The sequence below is a fragment of the Streptomyces sp. NPDC005266 genome (assembly GCF_040607655.1).
GTDB lineage: Bacteria > Actinomycetota > Actinomycetes > Streptomycetales > Streptomycetaceae > Streptomyces.
In genome coordinates this window covers 44585-62015 of the sequence record NZ_JBEXHC010000023.1, presented here as the reverse complement: position 1 = coordinate 62015, position 17431 = coordinate 44585, and the positions used below count along the sequence as shown (strand labels likewise).

The window sequence follows — 17431 nt, the reverse complement described above, 5'->3', positions numbered from 1 at the left end:
ATGAGCGGAACGGGGCCGGGTAGCTGCGCGGACCAGTGGGAGGGGAGCACCGAGGAGGCGCTTCTCGGACGGGTGCTCGACGCCCTCCTTCGGGAGGACGCCTACAAGCTGCGCAGCCGCGCCCGCACGGTGCGGCGCGCCGACGGCGACTGGCTGCGCATCGCGCTGGAGGGGGGCGAGAACGTGCTGCTGCCGGTGGAGGGGGAGGGCTTCCAGTGCGAGATCCGTGCCCGCCGCCCGGTGCGGATCGAGTGCGAAGCGGCTGGGGATGCCCGGGAGTTGGCCGGTGCGGTGGGTGGTCCCGCGAGGCGTCGCTGGCGCGCCCCCGGTCCCGCGGGTGCTCCCGGCGGTGGGGCGGCTGGTGCTCCCGGTCCTGCGGGTGCCCCTGGCCCTGCGGGTGCTCCCGGTCCTGCGGGTGCTCCCCGCCCCGCGGGTGCTTCCGGCGGCGGGCTGGCGGGCGCCCCCCGCCCCGCGGGTGCTCCGGGTCCGGCGGGTGCTCCCGGCGGCGGCCTGGCGGGTGCTCCGGGCCCGGCAGGTGCTCCCGGCCCGGCGGGCGCCCCCGGCCCCGCGGGTGCTCCCGGCGGTGGCCCGGCGGGTGCTCCCGGCGCACGGGCGGTCGGCGCGCCCAGCCAGGCGGGGACATCCACCGCCGGCGGCCCCGGGACGCCGAGGGCCGCCCCGGGCCACCGCATCGTGCTCACCGGGCTCGCCGCCGTCCTCGGGCGGCTTCGGGCGGCGGCCCCGGCCCAGGACCGGCCGCTGTACGACGTCTTCGTGGACGAGTGCCGCCGGGCCCTGGACGCCATGCGGTTGCACGACCGTATCCGGCCCGGGGTCGTCGGGCGGCTGGCCGCCGGCTCCGACCAGGGCTGGCCCGGGATGGCCGGGGCCGTCGCGTATGACACGCTCGCCGCCTTCCGGGACCACCCGGTCTATCCGGCCGGCCGCGGCCGTTCCGTCTTCACCGAGGCCCAAATACGGGACCACGCACCCGAGTTCCACCCCGCCTTCCGGCTGCGCTGGGTCGCCCTTCCGCACGAGGCGATCGGCGGGGAAACCACCGGCCTCCCCGCGTGGTGGCCCAGCCCCGGTGAGCTCGGTCTCGGCCGTGGGCTCGAGGGGAGCCATCTGGCCTTTCCGGTGCATCCGCTCACCGTCGGCCCTCCGCTGGAGGCGGCGCTGCGCTCCACCGGGCTCGCCGACCGAGCCCGGCTGGCCGACCGCGCCCTGCTCGACGTACGGCCCACGCTCTCCATGCGTACCGTCGCCGTCGCCGACGACCCGGTCACCCACCTCAAACTGCCGCTCACCACCGCCACCCTGGGCCTGCGCAACCGGCGCACCGTCAAACCGGGCACGCTGACCGACGGCGAGGTGGCGCAGCGGCTGGTGGAGGCGGTGATCGCGCGGGAGCCGCGGTTCGCCGCGACCGTGCTGCTCGCGGACGAGACCACCCACCTCCACGCGGGGCACGAGCTGCTGGCCACGCTCGTACGCCGCTATCCGCCCGGCCTGGAGGACGCCCGGATCGTGCCGGTGGCCGGGCTGCTCGCCCGGATGCCGGACGGGGTGCTCGTCGTGGACACGCTCGCCGAGCGCTACTACGGCGGGGACCTCGGTGCCCTGTTCGACGACTATCTCCGGCTGCTGTTCGACTTCCACACCACGCTCTTCGCCTACGGCATCGCGCTGGAGTCCCATCAGCAGAACACCTCCCTGGTGTTCGGGGCGGACGGGCACCCCCGGCTGCGGCTGCTCATCAAGGACCATGACGGCCCCCGCGTCCACGCCATACGGCTCGCCGCGATGATCGGCGGGGGCGAGGCCGCCGACCTCTGCCGCTTCGACGACCGCAGAATCCTGACCGGCGGCGACGGGCCGGTGGCCGATGTGTTCACCACGATTACCGTCCATCTGTGCGCCGCCGCCCTCGCCTTCGAACTGGCCGCCCTCGGCCGGGCACCCCTCGACGCCCTGCTGCGCCAGGTGCGCGACCGGCTCACCGAGTCCGTCGACCGGCTCGCCGCCGCGCGGCCGGGGGCGGCCGCCGCCCTGCTGCGGGCACGGGTGCTGGACGCGGACCGGCTGCCGGTCAAGGCGATGGTCACGGCGGGCACTCTGTTCACCAAGGAGCGCTCGGGCGCCGCCGACATCAACAAGCACTACGTCACCGGACCCAACTATCTGCGGCGGGGGAGCGGCAGATGACCGCCGGGTCCCCGTGGCAGATGACCGCCGGTCCCCCGTGGCAGATGACCGCCGGGTCCCCGTCCGGTCCACGGACCCCCTGCCTCCTTCCACCCTTCTCCGCCCTTGCTGGAGCCGCCTGATGCCCTCACCCTCCTCCCCGTCCACCACCGCCATCTCGGTCGCTGATGTCGCCTCCGCGGACGAGGTGGCCGCCCACACCCTCCTCAACTGCCTGCTCCGCGAGGTGTCGGGCCCGGAGCACCAGACCGTCGTGGCCGACGGCCGGCTGCGGCTGCGGCTGCCCCGCCGCGGGGTGCTGCTGCGGGTCGGGCTGCGGCGTACGTCGCTCATCGGGGCGCACCGGTTCACCGGGCCCGTCAGCGAACAGCGCGACGGCACCTGGACGGAGGTGTCCTGGCGCGAACTCGCCGAACACATCCACCGCGAACTCCAGCTGCGTACCGGCGTGCACAACGACGAATTCCTCGATCAGGTCGCCTCCAGTCACGCGGGCATGACGGCTGCCCTGGAACAGCGCGAGAAGGCGGCGGGGCGTGGCCAGAGGCCCGATGACGCCTATCTCGCCTCCGAACAGTCCCTGTTCTTCGGCCACCGCTTCCACCCCACCCCCAAGGCCCGCAGCGGCAGCCCCGACTCCTGGTCGCGGTTCGCACCGGAGGCGGGGGCGCGCTTCCCGCTGCACCATCTCGCCGTACGACAGGAGTACGTCCGCGAGGAGGCCGCCGCCCCCGGGGCCCTCGCGGCCCTCGACCGGCAGCGGCCGGTCCCCGACGGCTACCGGCTGCTGCCCGCGCACCCCTGGCAGTACGCCATGCTCCGCGAACACCGCCTCCTGCGAGCGGCGCTCGGCCGCGGCGACGTACTCGACCTGGGGCCCGGCGGGCCGGACTTCGCCCCGACCGCCTCGGTCCGCACGCTCTACGACGGCCGGGACTTCCTCAAGTTCAGCCTGAATGTGCGGATCACCAACTGCCTGCGCAAGAACGCCGACTACGAGCTGTTTGGCGCCGTCGCCCTGACCCGGCTGCTGGAGCCGATCGCGGCCGACCTCTCCACCCGCTTCCCGGGCTGTGAGCTGCTGCGCGAACCCGCCTACCGCACGTTCGACCTCGGCCCGGGTGAAGGCGGCCGCGAACTGGCGGAAGGCTTCGGCGTGATCGTCCGCGAGGGGCTCGCCGCCCGGCTGCGGCCGGGGCTGACCGGGCTGCTGGCGGCGGCCGTCGCCGACGAGTATCCGACCAGTGGCGCCCAGATCTCCCGGCTGCTCCAGGCAGGCGGCACCGGCACGGACGAGGCGCTCGCCTGGTGGGACGCCTATCTCGGACTCCTCGTACCACCCGTCCTCGCCGCCTACTTCGACCACGGCGTGGTCCTCGAACCCCACCTCCAGAACGTCGTCATCGGCGTCGACGCCACCGGCACCCCCCGCCAGGTGCTCTTCCGCGACCTGGAGGGCACCAAGCTGCTGCCCGAGCGCCACGCCGCGGCCCTCGCCGCGCTGCCCGGGGACGTGGCCCGCCCCATGACCTACGGGCGCGAACGCGGCTGGGACCGGGTCGTGTACTGCCTGCTGGTCAACCACATCGCCGAGATGGTCGCCGCCCTCGCCGACCGGCATCCCCGGCTGGAGCCCGCCCTGTGGTCGGCGGTCCGCCGGGTGCTGTGCGAACGCTCCGCGGCCCATGACGACCCGCCCGCGCTGCGCGCCCTGGTCGCGGGCGTGCCGCTGCCCGCCAAGGCCAACCTCCTCACCCGCTGGGCCCGCAAGGCCGACCGCGACGCGGGCTATGTCCGCATCGCCAGCCCGCTCGCCTCCGCCCTGCTGTCCGAGGCGGCCCATGTCATCGTCCCCGGGAGCAGCCGTTGATCACCCCGCCCGTCGCCGCCCTGGCCACCACGCTCACCGGGGACGACCTCCCCGCGTACGTCTACGACCTCACCGCCCTCGGCGCGCACGCCCAGGCCGTACGGAACGCGCTGCCGCCCGGCGTCGAGCTGTACTACGCCGCGAAGGCCAACCCGGCGCCGCCGCTCCTCCGCGCGCTCGCCCCGTACCTCAGCGGCTACGAGGTCGCCTCCGGCGGCGAGCTGGAGCATGTCCGCACCGCCGTGCCCGAACTGCCCCTGGCCTTCGGCGGACCGGGCAAGACCGAGGGGGAGCTGCGGCGCGCGCTGAAGCTGGGCGTGGAACGGTTCCATGTGGAGAGCGAGCACGAACTGCGGCTGCTGGCCCAGCTCGCGGGGGCCCGGCCCCTCGACGTCCTGCTCCGCGTCAATCTCCCGCTCGACGCCGCGGCGATGGGCGGCGCGGCGCTCGCCATGGGCGGCCGCCCCAGCCCCTTCGGCCTCGACCCCGACCGCGTCGCCGGCCTCCTCCCGCTCTTCACCGCGGACGGACCACTACGGCTGCGCGGCATCCACGCCCATCTCGCCAGCGGCCTGGACGCCGCCGCCCAGATCACCGTGGCCGCGGGCATCGCCGACTGGGCCCGGAGGCTGGCCGACCGGCACGGTGTGACGCTCACCGAGGTGAACGTCGGCGGTGGCATGGGCGTGGACTACGCTCACCCCGACCGCCGCTTCGACTGGGCCGCGTACGGCAGGGGCCTGGCCGATGTCGCCCAGCGGAACCCCGGTCTCACCCTGCGGATCGAGCCCGGCCGCGCGCTGACCGCCTACTGCGGCTGGTACGTCACCGAGGTACTGGACGTCAAGCACAGCGGGGGCGAGGTCTTCGCGGTGCTGCGTGGCGGCACACACCATATGCGCACCCCCGCCACCAAACAGCACGACCACCCCTTCCGGATCCTCCCCACCGACCAGTGGCCCCACCCCTGGCCCCGCCCCGCGGCACGGGCGGAGCCGGTCACCCTTGTTGGCCAGCTCTGCACCCCCAAGGACGTCCTGGCCCGCCACATCCCGGTCCCTAGGCTACGAGCCGGAGACCGGGTCGCCTTCGCGCTGGCGGGCGCCTACGCGTGGAACATCTCGCACCACGACTTCCTCATGCACCCGAAGCCGGGCTTCCACTACCTGGATGCCTGACGGGCGCCGCCTGACCCCGCGCAATCGCCACGTCGGCGCAGGCACGTTCCGCGTCGATCTCGTGCGGTTCGGCCTGAGCGGCGGCGCTCTCCTCCTCGGTGACCGGCCCGTACTCCTCTATGAGCCAGTCCACCAGCTCCACGAGCCGGTCCCGAGTCCGGGATGTCACCGTGCGTAAACCATAGTCCCACGTGTGGTGGTCGCCGAGAGCGCCTACGCTGGGAGACCACACCCGAAGGAGGCTCCCGGTCATGACCGCGACCCACGATCGTCCGCAGATGCTGCCGGAGGAGTTCGAGGAGTACGCGCGGCTGGCGGCCCGCGTGGCGGAGGGGGTGCGCTGGGAGTTCATCAACGGGAAGATCGGGGTTACGCCTGTGCCGGGCGGCGACCACGGGCGGATCATTCAGTGGCTGGCACGGGTCTGCATCCAAACTCATCCCGACCTGTGGCTGCACGATCAGGGCCTCAAGGTCGAGACCTACCGCAACGGCCATGCACGGCCCGACGGGACCCTCGCCCACAGCGACGCCTTTGTGGGTCAGGGGGAGTGGGCTGACGCCGCACCGGTCCTCATGGTCGTCGAAGTCACCTCGTACGACTCCGACATGGACCGCAGGGACCGGGTGGAGAAGCCCAGGGCCTACGCCGAGACGGGGGTCCCGGTGTATCTGCTGGTCGACCGTGAGGCCTGTGAGGTGACGGTCTTCAGCGAGCCCGACGGGGTCCGGTACGAGTCCACCAAGACCGTGCCGTTCGGCAAGCCGCTCACCTTGCCCGAGCCGGTCGGTGTCACCCTCGACACCGAGCCGCTCAAGGGCTGGGTGCGCTGAAGTTCCTGTCACGCCGAAGTCACTGACCACGTGCCTGCGGCGACTCGAGCGCAACGGTGTGGTCGAGGTGGTCGAGCGACTGGTCGGGTCCACGGACCCGGTGGCGATCGAGTACCGCATCACTTCTTTGGGCCGGACCCTTCAGTCACCCCTGCGCGCCATGCTGGGATGGGTTGTCGATCACCTCGACGCGGTCGAAGGCGCCCGGTCGCGCTATGACGAGCGACGTACGCGCAGCTGACGAACCGGCGCAGCTACGGCCGGACGAGTTCCGGCAGCGTCCGGTCGCCGCTGTTGCGAAGTGCATACAGCAACAGGCCATGCCGCGACTATCTGCGCGAGGCCGATAGGGCCGACCTGATGAGTACGGATGAGAGCATCCTGCGGATCAAGGAGGCATTCGAGCCCCGAGAAAAGGGGGATGCGCGGCGGGTCGGCGCTTGCCACGCTGTCCCGATGGACCGTCAACGGATCTCCCGCCTCGCCCACGCCGACCACCCCATCGCCGCCCCGCTCGCCGACGAGTCGGTGCGCCGACTCCTCGACCGGGCTGTGACGGACGGCGCCGAACGCGCCCTCGACCTCGGATGCGGACGAGGCGAGTGGCTGCGGCGGCTGCTGGCCCGCTACCCCTGGATGCGGGCCGAGGGGGTGGACATCGATGCCGCCTCCCTCGACCTGGCCCGCGAGGGCGCCCAGGAACTCGGGGTCGCGGAGCGGCTGGTGCTCCATGAGGCGGAGGCCGCCGTGTTCGTGAGTCCGCACCGCTTCGACCTGGTCCTGAGCGTGGGCGCCGCCCACGCCTTCGGCGGGCTGCTGCCCACCCTCGCGGCGGCCCGCGAACTCCTCTCCCCGGGCGGCCATGTCCTCATAGGCGACGGCTTCTGGGAGCGGGACCCCGACGCCGGCGCGCTCTCAGCGCTGGGCGCCACCTGGGACGACTACGCCGACCTCGCGACCACCGTGGACCGTGTCGTCGCCGACGGCTGGACGCCCGTGTACGGCCATGTCAGCACGGTCGAGGAGTGGGACGACTACGAGTGGTCCTGGACCGGCTCGCTGTCCCGGTGGGCCCTGGACCACCCCGACGAACTCGGCACTTCCGGGGCCTACAAGGCCGCCGCGGAACACCGCTCCGCTTGGTTGAGGAGCTATCGCGGCGTCCTTGGCTTCGTCACCCTCCTGCTGCGTGTCAGCCCGTGACGGTCTCGGTGGCCGGCCCGGTGTCCGCCGAGGTGATCGCCACTGTGACGTCCGTGACTAACGGGTCGACGAGCGTCCCGTCCGGGAACAGGGCGAGCAACTCCGCCCGCTCCGCCCGCAGCACCGCCTCCGCCTCGTCTCCCATCACCGCGAGATAGGAGTGGCTGCCGAGGGTGCGCAGCCGGTCCTCGACGGTGAGGGTCCGTGACCAGCGGACCGCACCCGATCGCGTCCGCAGCCCGAACGGCGCGATCAGCCGGGCGGCCTCGGCCGGGAAGCCGTGCGGGCGGTAGGCGGGGCAGCGCTCGGCCAGCCGGGCCTCCTGCGCCGCCAGCCACGGGACGTCCAGGGCGCGTTCCACCACATGGCGAGCGCCCCGGCGGGCCGGAGCACCCGGATGGCCTCGGGGACCGAGCGCGCCGGGTCGGTCCAGTGCCAGGCCTGGGCGTACGTCACGACGTCGGCGACGCCGTCGGCGAAGGGCAGCGCTTCGCCGTCGCCGAGGACGAGCGGGATCCGCGGCAGCGCGCCCCGCAGCTCGGCCGCCATGCCCGCGCCCGGCTCCACGGCCACGACGCGCGCCCCGCGCTGCGCCAGCTGCCGGGTGGCGAAACCCGTGCCCGCGCCCACGTCGAGCACGTCCGCCCCGTCGAGCGGCCGCCCCGCGTACTCCTCCACCCTCGCGAACAGCTCCGGCGGACAGCCGGGGCGGGCTGCCGCGTACTGGGCGGCGACAGAGTCGAAGGACGTGGCGGGTGACGGGCTCGGGAACTGAGGCATGGGGCCATGGTGGCGGCAGTCAGTGGCGATGTCAGCCGCGTAGTCAGCGGCGTTGTCAGCGGTGGGTGCGACCATCGCGGCATGCGTGCAGAGAGCTTGACCACCGCATACTGGGACTCCGCCGCGGCGGACTTCGACAACGAGCCGGACCACGGCCTGCGCGACCCGGCCGTACGGGCCGCGTGGGCCGCCCGGTTGCGGGGCTGGCTGCCCGACCGGCCCGGCGGGGTGCTCGACGTGCTCGATCTCGGGTGCGGTACGGGCAGTCTCGCGCTGCTCGCCGCCGAGCGCGGCCACCGGGTGACGGGAGTCGACGCGTCGCCGCGCATGGCCGAGCGCGCACGGGCCAAGCTGGCCGGCACGGGCGCCACCGTGCTCGTCGGGGACGCGGCGGAGCCACCCGTGGGGAAGCGGCGCTTCGATGTCCTCCTCGTGCGCCATCTGCTGTGGCTGCTGCCCGACCGGGAGGCCGTGCTGCGACGGTGGGCCCGGCTGCTGCGGCCGGGCGGCCGGCTGGTGCTGATCGAAGGGCGCTGGGGCGAGTCCGACCCGGTCGGCCTGGCGGCCGGGGAACTGACCCGGCTGCTCACGCCGCTGACGGCGCGTACGTATGTCGAGCAGCTCGCGCCGGACGAGGCGCTGTGGGGGCGGCCGGTGCGCGACGAGCGCTATGTCCTGGTGGCCGACCTGGCGCCACCCCGCCGCCATGCCGAGATCGTCGATGTCCATCTCCTGCTGCGGCGCGGTGACCGGATCCTGCTCGCCCGCCGGGCCGGTACGGGCTACGCCGACGGGCTCCTCCACGCCCCGTCCGGCCATGTCGAGGACGGCGAGGACGTGCGGGCGGCGCTGCTGCGGGAGACGGCGGAGGAGATCGGCATCGACCTCACTCCCGACGAGGTCCGGGTCGTGCTGGTCATGCAGCACAAATCGCCCAGGGGCGCGCCGCGCACGGGGTGGTTCTTCGAGGCGGAGCTCGGGGAGGGGCGGGAGCCGGTCAACCGTGAGCCGGAGAAGTGCTCGGAGATCGGCTGGTTCCGGCTGGATGAGCTGCCGGACGACATGGTGGCGTACTGCAGGGCGGGGGTCGAGGCGTACCGGGCTGGGCAGCGGTTCGTGCTGCACTGGCATGAGCCGGGCGACGCCGTCGCCTACGATCCGGACGGCCCGGACCGCCTCACCCCGCTGGGGTAGGCGCGCGGACCCCCGTGACTGCGCCCCGGACCGGCACGGGCCTGCGCCCGGGACCGGCACGGGACTGGTTCGGGGGTTGTGCCCGGACCCGGTTGGGGGTTTGTGTCTCGGGCCTGCTGGGGCTGTGGCCCGGGACATGGTTCGGGGTTGTGCTCCGGACTCGGCATGGGGTTGCGCCCCGGACCTGGTTGGGGGTTTGTGCCTCGGGCCTGCTGGGGCTGTGGCCCCGGACACGGCTCGGGGTTGTGCTCCGGGCCCGGCATGGGGTTGCGCCCCGGACCCGGTTCGGGGGTTGTGCCCCTGGCCCCCTGGGGCTGTGGCCCGGGCCGCACTCGGGATGCGTCCCGGGTCCGCTGGGGCCGCTTCACATGGCCGCTCGGGTGCGTGCCCCGGGACCCCACTCAGGGCTGCGCCCCGAGCCCCGGACGCCCTTCGGGCGTGTCCTCGAACGCTTGACGGGCTGGGTGCAGGGCGCACGCATCCTTGGGGCAGGGCAGGGCAGGGCAGGGCAGGGCAGGGCAGGGCAGGGCAGGGCAGGGCAGGGCAGGGCAGGGCAGGGCAGGGCAGGGCAGGGCGGGGGAAACGGCCCGGGGTTACGCCGCCAGCTCCCGTACGTAGCGCCACTCCACGGCCGCCGGCTCGTAGCCGAACCAGTTGTTGATCGCCAGCATCGGGCCGTTGTCGCCGTCGTTGCCGGTGAACGCCACCCGGCAGCCCGCCGCCCGCGCGCGGTGGAGGGAGTCGTTCTTGGCGAGCTTGGCCAGCCCACGGCCGCGGAAGGTGCGCGGGGTGCCGGTCATGCCCGACCAGTAGCGGCCGTGGCCGTCGGTGTGGGCGACGCTGTAGGCGGCGACGGTGCCGTCCACGACCGCCACCGACGTCAGTTCGCGGTCCAGGGCCGGGTGTTCCCAGGTGAGGGCCAGCCATTGGGCGTACGGCAGACGGCCCGCGTCGACGTCCCCCGGCTCGTCCTCCGTGCATTCGACGTCCGCCTCGTACAGCGGACGCGGATCGTCGGCGAAGTCCGCCGCCGTCCGCAGTTCCACGCCGTCCGGGAAGGCCCCGCGGTCCAGCGGCGGAAGCGCGGCCGTGGTGAGATCCAGCCGCCCGATGCGGGAGGAGCGGCTGCGGCGGTAGCCGCGGCGTTCGGCGAAGGTCACCGCGTGCGGTGCGTCGAGCGTCCACGCGAAGACCTGGGCGGCCCCGAGCCCGGCCAGATACTCCTCCGCGGCAGTGACCAGCGCGGATCCGGCGCCCCGGCCGAGCGCGTCGCCGCTCACCGTGGTGTTGGCGAAGGCCAGCCCCGGCTGGTCGCTGTCGTAGAAGATCCCGATCTCGGACGAGCCCACCACGCGGCCGTCTTCCTCGGCGACCAGCAGCCGGTACTGCCGCTCGGCGGGCGCGCTCTCGGCCTCCCAGACCACCGTCCGCGATGTCGTCACCAGATAGGGGAAGGCTGAGCGCCGCGCCGCCGCGACGGCCTCCGCGTCGGCGGTGCGGAAATCGCGCACGATCATGGTCATGGTCTCGCAGGCTACGTCCTCTTCGCCCCGTCCGCCTCCCCTTTTCTCCCACCCGCCTCACCCGGATTTCTCCCACCCGGCTCCCTGGATTTCTCCCACCCGCCATCCCGGAACTCGTGAGATCGCGCACCCCGCGCACGGCACGACACCATGGGTGCAGACACTCCGCACCACACACGCCCCAGGAGCCCCACGTGGCCTTGCAGATCACCGTCGAACCCGACGCCGCCACCGCCCCCTTCGAGCAGATCCGCGCGCAGATCGCCGAACAGGCCCGCTCCGGCGCGCTGCCCGTGGGCTACAAGCTGCCCACCGTGCGCGGCTTTGCCGAGGAGCTGGGGCTGGCGGCGAACACCGTCGCCAAGGCGTACCGGGCGCTGGAGTCGGACGGTGTGATCGAGACCCGCGGCCGCCACGGCACCTTCGTCGCCGCCGCGGGCGACGCGGCTCAGCGCCAGGCGGCCGAGGCGGCGCGGAGCTACGCCCAGCGGGCGGTACGGCTCGGGCTGGACCGCGCCGCCGCGTCCGCCGTGGTCGAGGACGCTCTGCGCGCGGCCTACGGCGACGTGGCCTGAGATGTGGCCTGAGATGCTGTCCAGCGCGCACACCGCCTTCACAAGGAGCCCCATGACCAGCCGAAAAGCCCTCGTCCGACGACCCAGCCCGCGCCTCGCCGACGGTCTGGTGACCCATATCGACCGCACACCGGTCGACGCCGCGCTGGCGCTGCGTCAGTGGGAGGTCTATGTCGTGGCGCTGCGGGCGCACGGCTGGGAGCCGGTGGAGGTGCCGCCGCTGGACGACTGTCCGGACGGGGTGTTCGTCGAGGACACCATGGTCGTCTACAAGAACGTCGCGCTCATCTCCCGCCCCGGCGCCGAGTCCCGCCGCCCCGAGACGGCGGCCGTCGAGGAGGCGGTGACCGGGCTCGGCTGCTCGGTGAACCGGGTCCGGGAGCCGGGAACCCTGGACGGCGGTGACGTGCTGAAGATCGGCGACACCGTCTACGTGGGACGCGGCGGACGCACCAACGGCGAGGGTGTACGGCAGCTGCGCGCCGCGTTCGAGCCGCTGGGCGCACGGGTGGTGGCCGTGCCGGTCAGCAAGGTGCTCCACCTGAAGTCGGCGGTCACCGCGCTGCCGGACGGCACCGTCATCGGCTATCCGCCGCTGGTGGACGACCCGGCGGCGTTCCCGCGATTCCTCCCCGTCCCCGAGGAGTCGGGCGCCCATGTGGTCCTGCTCGGCGGCGGCAAGCTGCTGATGGCGGCGAGCGCGCCGAAGAGCGCCGAGCTGTTCGCCGACCTCGGCTATGAGCCGGTGCCGGTGGACATCAGCGAGTTCGAGAAGATGGAGGGCTGTGTGACCTGCCTGTCCGTACGGCTGCGGGAGCTGTACGCCTGAGCGCCCGGGCGCGCGGCGCCCCTGCAGATACAGCGTTCTGCAGATAACAGCGCCTCTGCAGATACAGCGTTCTGCAGATACAGCGCCCCTACAGATACAGCGTCCTGCAGATACAGCACCCCTACAGATACAGCCCCGCGTCGGCCTCGCCCGACTGCGGGGGCACCGAGGCGGGCCGGGTGCCGCGCCGCAGCGCGAACAGCTCCGCGAGCGTTGCCCCGTCCCGCCCGACACCCTCCTCCGTACCGAGCCAGTTGACCGCCTCCGTACGGGTCAGCTTCCCGACCTCGATCCGGGCCAGACAGCGGCCGGGTCGGACGACGGCCGGGTGCAGCCGCTCCAGGTCCTCGTTGGTGGTCACGCCGACCAGCACATTGCGCCCCTGGCCGAGCAGGCCGTCCGTCAGATTGAGCAGTCGGGACAGCGCCTGGCCGGCCGTGTGCTTGGCCTCGCCGCGGATCAGCTCGTCGCAGTCCTCCAGCAGCAACAGCCGCCAGCGTCCCTTGGCCGAGCCGTCGTCCTCGCCGATCGCGATGTCCATCAGATAGCCGACGTCCGTGAACAGCCGCTCGGGGTCCAGGACGCAGTCCACCTGGCACCAGTCCCGCCAGGCACGGGCCAGGGTGCGCAGCGCCGAGGTCTTGCCGGTGCCGGGCGGGCCGTGCAGCAGCAGGAGCCGGCCGGCGATGTCGTCCGGGGTGACCTTCATCAGCCCGTCCATGGCCTCGGCGACCGGTGCCGTGTAGTTGTCGCGGATCTCGTCCCAGGTGCCGGCCGCGATCTGGCGGGTGGTGCGGTGCGGGCCGCGCCGAGGGGAGACGTACCAAAAGCCCATCGAGACGTTCTCCGGCTGGGGCTCCGGTTCGTCCTCCGCGCCGTCGACCGCCTGCCGCAGCACCTTCTCGGCGAGATCGTCCTCGACCGCGGTCACGGTCACATCCGCGCCCCGGTTCCACCGGGACACCAGCAGCGTCCAGCCCTCGCCCTCGGCGAGCGTCGCGCTGCGGTCGTCGTCTCGGGCGGCCCGCAGCACGGTCGCGGCGGGCGGCAGCAGCGTCGCGCCCGAGCGCACCCGGTCGACGGAGTGGCTGCGGGCGTACGGCTGCTCACCGGTGGCGAAGCGCCCGAGGAAGAGCGCGTCGACGACGTCCGACGGCGAATCGCTGTCATCGACGTTCAGCCGGATCGGGAGGGACTCTTCGGCGGGTGTGGCGGGCAGGGTCTGCCTCCTGAGAACGCGGGACCGGTGCGTCGGTCAGCGCACCGGCCCCCATGATCCAGCACGAGAGCCGCGGACGCACTGGGGTTTGCGGCCGTTTACCGAGCTGTTCCGCGGAAGCCCACCGGAATGGGGGCGTTCAGGGATACTCTTACCCTTCTGGGGCACCGAATGGGGGCAGGGTGGGGGGACGGGGCGGGTCGGGGGCCACGAGGTGCTTGCGGGTCGGCGCGCTGTTCGGCGTCGGCATGGCCGTGCTGGCGCTGCTGCTGACCACCTGCGCCGGATGGCCCGGCGGCCAAGCGGACGGACGGGGTTCGACCGAGGCGCGGGACCAGGCCGCCGCCTCCGGTCCGGGCTGGGGATTCACCCACACCCAGTACAGCGCCGACCGCGGCACCGACAGCGGCCGGAAGACCGCGGAGGCGCTGCTGTCCGGCCACCCCATGGCGCAGAACCAGCACATCATGGGCTGGGGCGCGGGCAATCCCGAGCCGTCCCCGGGCCGGTACGACTTCTCGGACCTCGACCGCCGCGTTGCCCTGATACGCAAGACCGGCACCGCGCCCGTCATCACCCTGTGCTGCGCGCCCGACTGGATGAAGGGCGGCGAGCCCGGGCGTACCGACTGGTCACAGAAGTCCCTGGAGACCGCGCCCACCCCCGAGCACTACAAGGACTTCGCCGAGCTCGCGGGGAAGATCGCCGAGCGCTATCCGGATGTCCGCCACTTCCTGGTGTGGAACGAGTTCAAGGGCTTCTATGACGAGGCCAAGAAGCGCTGGAACTACGAGGGCTACACCCAGCTCTACAACCTGGTCTACAAGGAGCTGAAGAAGCGGAACCCGAAGAACCGGGTCGGTGGGCCGTATGTGGTCGCCGACAGCGATCCGCCGGGCGAGTCGGGGGGCTCCACCGCGGTGCGCGGCTCCTGGGGCACGCTCGACCAGCGGTCCGCCGACGCCATCACGTACTGGAACAAGCACAAGGCGGGCGCGGACTTCGTGGTCGTCGACGGCTCCAGCTACACCCGCGAGGGCGACCGGCTGCTGCCGGACGCGTTCGGCGCCACGCAGAAGTTCGAGGACATCACCCGCTGGCTGAGCAAGATCACCGAGCTGCCGGTGTGGTGGGCCGAGTGGTACGTCGAACCATCCGACGGGGACGACGACCGCGCCCGCTGGAGCGAGCCGCGCCGCACCGCCGTCCAGGCCACCGCCATGATCCGGCTGGCCGAGGGCGGCACCGCCACGGCCCTCTACTGGAACCCGCAGCAGACGGGCGGCACGTGCCCCGGCTGTCTGTGGCGCCCCACCGAGCTGGACGACGGCGGCGGCGCGCTGCCCATGATGGAGCTGCTCGGCCGGTTCACCCGGGAGTTCCCGCCGGGCACCGCCTTCCGGTCCGTGGACATCGCCGCCGACGACCGGCCGAATGTGCGGGTCCTCGCCGACGACGACGCGGTGCTGGTCGTCAACACCCTCAGCCGCCCCATCAAGGCCAAGGTCGACGGCCGGTCGTTCGGGATGGACGCGTACGAGGTGCGCTGGCTCAAGCGCTAAGCGGTTACGGCGAAGTCAAGTGCTGATCCTTCTCGGCGTCCAAGCCCTTGGCCAGGCCGAACGGCGAGGGATCAGCGGCGAACTTCACCGCATCCGCTCAGGGACACGCCCCGGCAGCCCGGGCGGCCGGCGCGGCTACGACATCGTCACAAAGCGCTGCACCAGCGAGGCCAGCAGAACGAGCATCAGCGGCAGCGCGAACCAGAACGAGCTCTGCAGCCGGCGCAGCCGCCGCACGCTCGGCCGCACCGCCACCCGCACCACCTCGCGCGCCGCCAGCAGCATCATCAGCGCCACCGCCGACAGCGCGCCGACCACCGACCACGGCGTCCAGGTGATCAGCGGCCCGGCCGGTCCCGGCTTGGGCTCGGGGACCGCCCCGCGCGGCTGCCGCTTCAGCTCGTACAGCGCCGCGTCCTCGTTGGACAGCACCCGGCGCAGCTCGGTGCGCCCGTCGAGGGAGCGGATGAGCCGTTCCTGCCAGTTCGCCGCGTAGCCCGAGTCCAGGGTGAGATAGACGGACTGACCGCGGCCCACCATCAGATACGAGTGCGGCCCGGCGTCCCGCAGCGCCGTGACGAGGCCGGAGACCCGGACCGGATCGCGCGGCGCCAGCGTCGGCTCGTAGCTCACCCGCTCCATGTCCCGCTCGCCCCACGGCATGGCGGGGGTCACGTTGTTGACGGTGTCGTTGCTCATCCACAGCACCCGTACGGTCGGTTTGTCGTGGGCGTAGAGGTACTCCATCGCCGCCACCTCGCCCGGCCGCACGCGCTCGAACGTCTCATTGCCCCAGCGGGCGACCAGAAAGCCGAACATCAGGGTCAGACCCGCCACCAGGGCGGCGAGCGGGCCGAGCCGCCGGCGGTCCGCGCCGACCCGCGGAAAGAGGGCCAGCGCCCCGAGCGCGCACGCCCCCGGCAGCGCGAACATGAACACCCGCAGCGCCATCTCGCCGCCGTACGACTGCATGCCGAAGCCCAGGAACGGCACAAAGGTCAGCACCAGCAGCGACCGCTCCGCGAACCCCGCCATCCGCCGCCGCAGCACCCCCCAACAGGCGAGGGCCAGCACCCCGCCCGCCAGCGCCACCCGGACGTAGAGCACCAGCTTGTGCACGCTGCTGCCGCCCTCGATCCGGCCGGAGACGGACGAGGACACATTGCCGCCCACCCCGCCCATCCCGCCGAAGAGCTCATCGAAATGGCCCGACCAGTACGGCTCCGCGAGGAAGCCCACCCAGACGACGACCATGACCCCGCACAGCAGCGGCAGCCCGTACAGATTCGAGCGCCGGACCAGGACGAGGGCGCTCACCACCCCCAGCATCACGAACGGGGTCAGCTGATGCGCCGCCACCGACGCCGCGAACAGCGCGATCAGCAGCCCGAGCAGCGCCGTGCGCTGACCGCGCGTGGCGTCCGCCACCTCGGCCTCGCCCGGCCACCGCTTGCCGCGCAGCACCCGCGGTTCGCGGAACCAGACCAGCAGCACGGCCACGAAGACCAGATAGAAGAGATAGGTGAACCCCTGCGGCGAGAAGTAGTCCTGGCCAACCCAGCCGCTCAGCGCGAACAGCCACGCCGCCGTCCACTTCGCCCGCCAGCTCGCCCGCAGGGCGCGCACCAGCACCATCAGGGGCGCCAGATAGAGCAGCTGAATGAGCGTGGGCCACCAGCGCAGCACCTCGGTGAGATCCCGTACGCCACAGGCCCGCGCGACGAACGCGGCCCCCGCGAAGAAGCCGGGCCAGCTCCAGCGCGCGTCGAGATCGGGTACCGCGTCCCCCGTCCGGCCGATGTAGTCCATGAACCCGAGGTGCTGCCACGCGGTCGGGAACCGCGGCTGCGCCTCCAGCACGGCGGGCACGGCGTGCAGCGACACGACGGTGGCGAGCAGCACGACGGTCAGCAGCCCGCGCCGCGGCCGGTCCAGCCGGAGCGCGGCGGCGAACGCGGCGATCAGCAGCGCGGCGCCGACCAGAGTGGCCTTGGGCAGGACGGAGATCAGCCCGAGCCCGCCCATGCCGTCCAGCTCGGCGTCGCCCATGCCGATGAGGGGGAGCCAGTAGAGGGCGAGCCCGGTGGCCACGACCGCCCACAGGGCGGCCGTGGCCACCCGGGCCCGCCGCCGGGCCGGGGCCGCATCCGGCCCCGGGCCCGGCCGCGCGCCGTCGCCCGCCCCGGCCGGCGGGCGGGGCGCCGGCGAGGGCCCGAGCGGCGCGCCCGGGCCCTGCGGCCCGGCCCCGGGCAGCTCCCAGGGCGCGGTCCCGGACCGCGTCCCGCCCGCCCCACTCCGCGCCTGCGAGGCGTGGGAGATCCCCCAGTCCCCTGCGGGCGCCGAGCCCGCCGCCCCGATGAGCCCGGATGTGAGGACGGGCCAGCGGTCCGCCGGCCGGGTGCGCCCGGCGGCGTTGGTGGGTTCGGGCTCGGGTCCGGTGTCTGTCGAGGTCGTGTC

The 17431-nt window shown here is 73.3% G+C and carries 12 protein-coding genes and 2 pseudogenes; 10 read left to right on the top strand and 4 right to left on the bottom strand.

Going from position 1 to position 17431, the window contains the following annotated elements; genetic code table 11:
• The 6 genes from ABZU99_RS29690 to ABZU99_RS29665 all read left to right on the top strand — a co-directional run bounded on the left by ABZU99_RS29690 (window position 1) and on the right by ABZU99_RS29665 (window position 7292).
• Window positions 1-2208, top strand: coding sequence for an IucA/IucC family siderophore biosynthesis protein (locus ABZU99_RS29690; protein ID WP_356047707.1), 2208 nt, complete (start codon window positions 1-3; stop codon window positions 2206-2208).
• 121 nt (window positions 2209-2329) lie between these two features.
• Entirely contained in the window at window positions 2330-4078 is a 1749-nt protein-coding gene (locus ABZU99_RS29685; RefSeq protein WP_356047705.1) for an IucA/IucC family protein, read from the top strand.
• Window positions 4075-5256, top strand: a complete 1182-nt coding sequence (locus ABZU99_RS29680) for a type III PLP-dependent enzyme (RefSeq protein ID WP_356047703.1) — start codon at window positions 4075-4077, stop codon at window positions 5254-5256. Before ABZU99_RS29685 ends, ABZU99_RS29680 begins: the two co-directional genes overlap by 4 nt.
• A 251-nt stretch (window positions 5257-5507) precedes the next feature.
• On the top strand, window positions 5508-6089 hold the full coding sequence (locus tag ABZU99_RS29675) for a Uma2 family endonuclease (protein WP_355954792.1): 582 nt from the start codon (window positions 5508-5510) through the stop codon (window positions 6087-6089).
• Complete coding sequence (locus ABZU99_RS29670) at window positions 6046-6330, top strand: helix-turn-helix domain-containing protein (RefSeq protein ID WP_356047701.1); 285 nt, start codon at window positions 6046-6048, stop codon at window positions 6328-6330. Before ABZU99_RS29675 ends, ABZU99_RS29670 begins: the two co-directional genes overlap by 44 nt.
• A 215-nt stretch (window positions 6331-6545) precedes the next feature.
• A complete protein-coding gene (locus ABZU99_RS29665) occupies window positions 6546-7292 on the top strand; it encodes a class I SAM-dependent methyltransferase (protein ID WP_356047699.1) in 747 nt (248 codons plus the stop codon).
• Here ABZU99_RS29665 and ABZU99_RS29660 read toward each other — a convergent pair.
• Window positions 7282-8072 (bottom strand): annotated as a pseudogene (locus ABZU99_RS29660) (class I SAM-dependent methyltransferase). The gene ABZU99_RS29665 and the pseudogene ABZU99_RS29660 sit on opposite strands and share 11 nt — an antisense overlap.
• A gap of 81 nt (window positions 8073-8153) precedes the next feature.
• Between ABZU99_RS29660 and ABZU99_RS29655 the strand changes: the two are divergent.
• Window positions 8154-9266, top strand: a complete 1113-nt coding sequence (locus tag ABZU99_RS29655) for a methyltransferase domain-containing protein (protein WP_356047697.1) — start codon at window positions 8154-8156, stop codon at window positions 9264-9266.
• A gap of 593 nt (window positions 9267-9859) precedes the next feature.
• On the opposite strand, the gene ABZU99_RS29650 is transcribed toward ABZU99_RS29655, so the two are convergent.
• Window positions 9860-10789 carry a GNAT family N-acetyltransferase gene (locus tag ABZU99_RS29650; protein ID WP_356047695.1) on the bottom strand — a complete coding sequence of 310 codons (930 nt, stop codon included), beginning with the start codon at window positions 10787-10789 and terminating at the stop codon, window positions 9860-9862.
• A 194-nt stretch (window positions 10790-10983) separates the two neighbouring features.
• On the opposite strand from ABZU99_RS29650, the gene ABZU99_RS29645 reads away from it, so the two are divergent.
• Both ABZU99_RS29645 and ddaH read left to right on the top strand, forming a co-directional pair.
• Entirely contained in the window at window positions 10984-11364 is a 381-nt protein-coding gene (locus tag ABZU99_RS29645) for a GntR family transcriptional regulator (protein WP_355954777.1), read from the top strand.
• A gap of 52 nt (window positions 11365-11416) precedes the next feature.
• Window positions 11417-12193, top strand: coding sequence for a dimethylargininase (gene ddaH / locus ABZU99_RS29640; protein WP_355954774.1), 777 nt, complete (start codon window positions 11417-11419; stop codon window positions 12191-12193).
• Between the two features lie 121 nt (window positions 12194-12314).
• Here the strand turns inward: ddaH and ABZU99_RS29635 are convergent, their stop codons facing one another.
• Entirely contained in the window at window positions 12315-13412 is a 1098-nt protein-coding gene (locus tag ABZU99_RS29635; RefSeq protein WP_355954813.1) for a DUF5925 domain-containing protein, read from the bottom strand.
• A 248-nt stretch (window positions 13413-13660) separates the two neighbouring features.
• On the opposite strand from ABZU99_RS29635, the gene ABZU99_RS29630 reads away from it, so the two are divergent.
• Entirely contained in the window at window positions 13661-14974 is a 1314-nt protein-coding gene (locus ABZU99_RS29630; RefSeq protein WP_356047783.1) for a xylan 1,4-beta-xylosidase, read from the top strand.
• 135 nt (window positions 14975-15109) lie between these two features.
• Here the strand turns inward: ABZU99_RS29630 and ABZU99_RS29625 are convergent.
• Window positions 15110-17431 (bottom strand): annotated as a pseudogene (locus ABZU99_RS29625) (lipopolysaccharide biosynthesis protein); the annotation flags it as partial.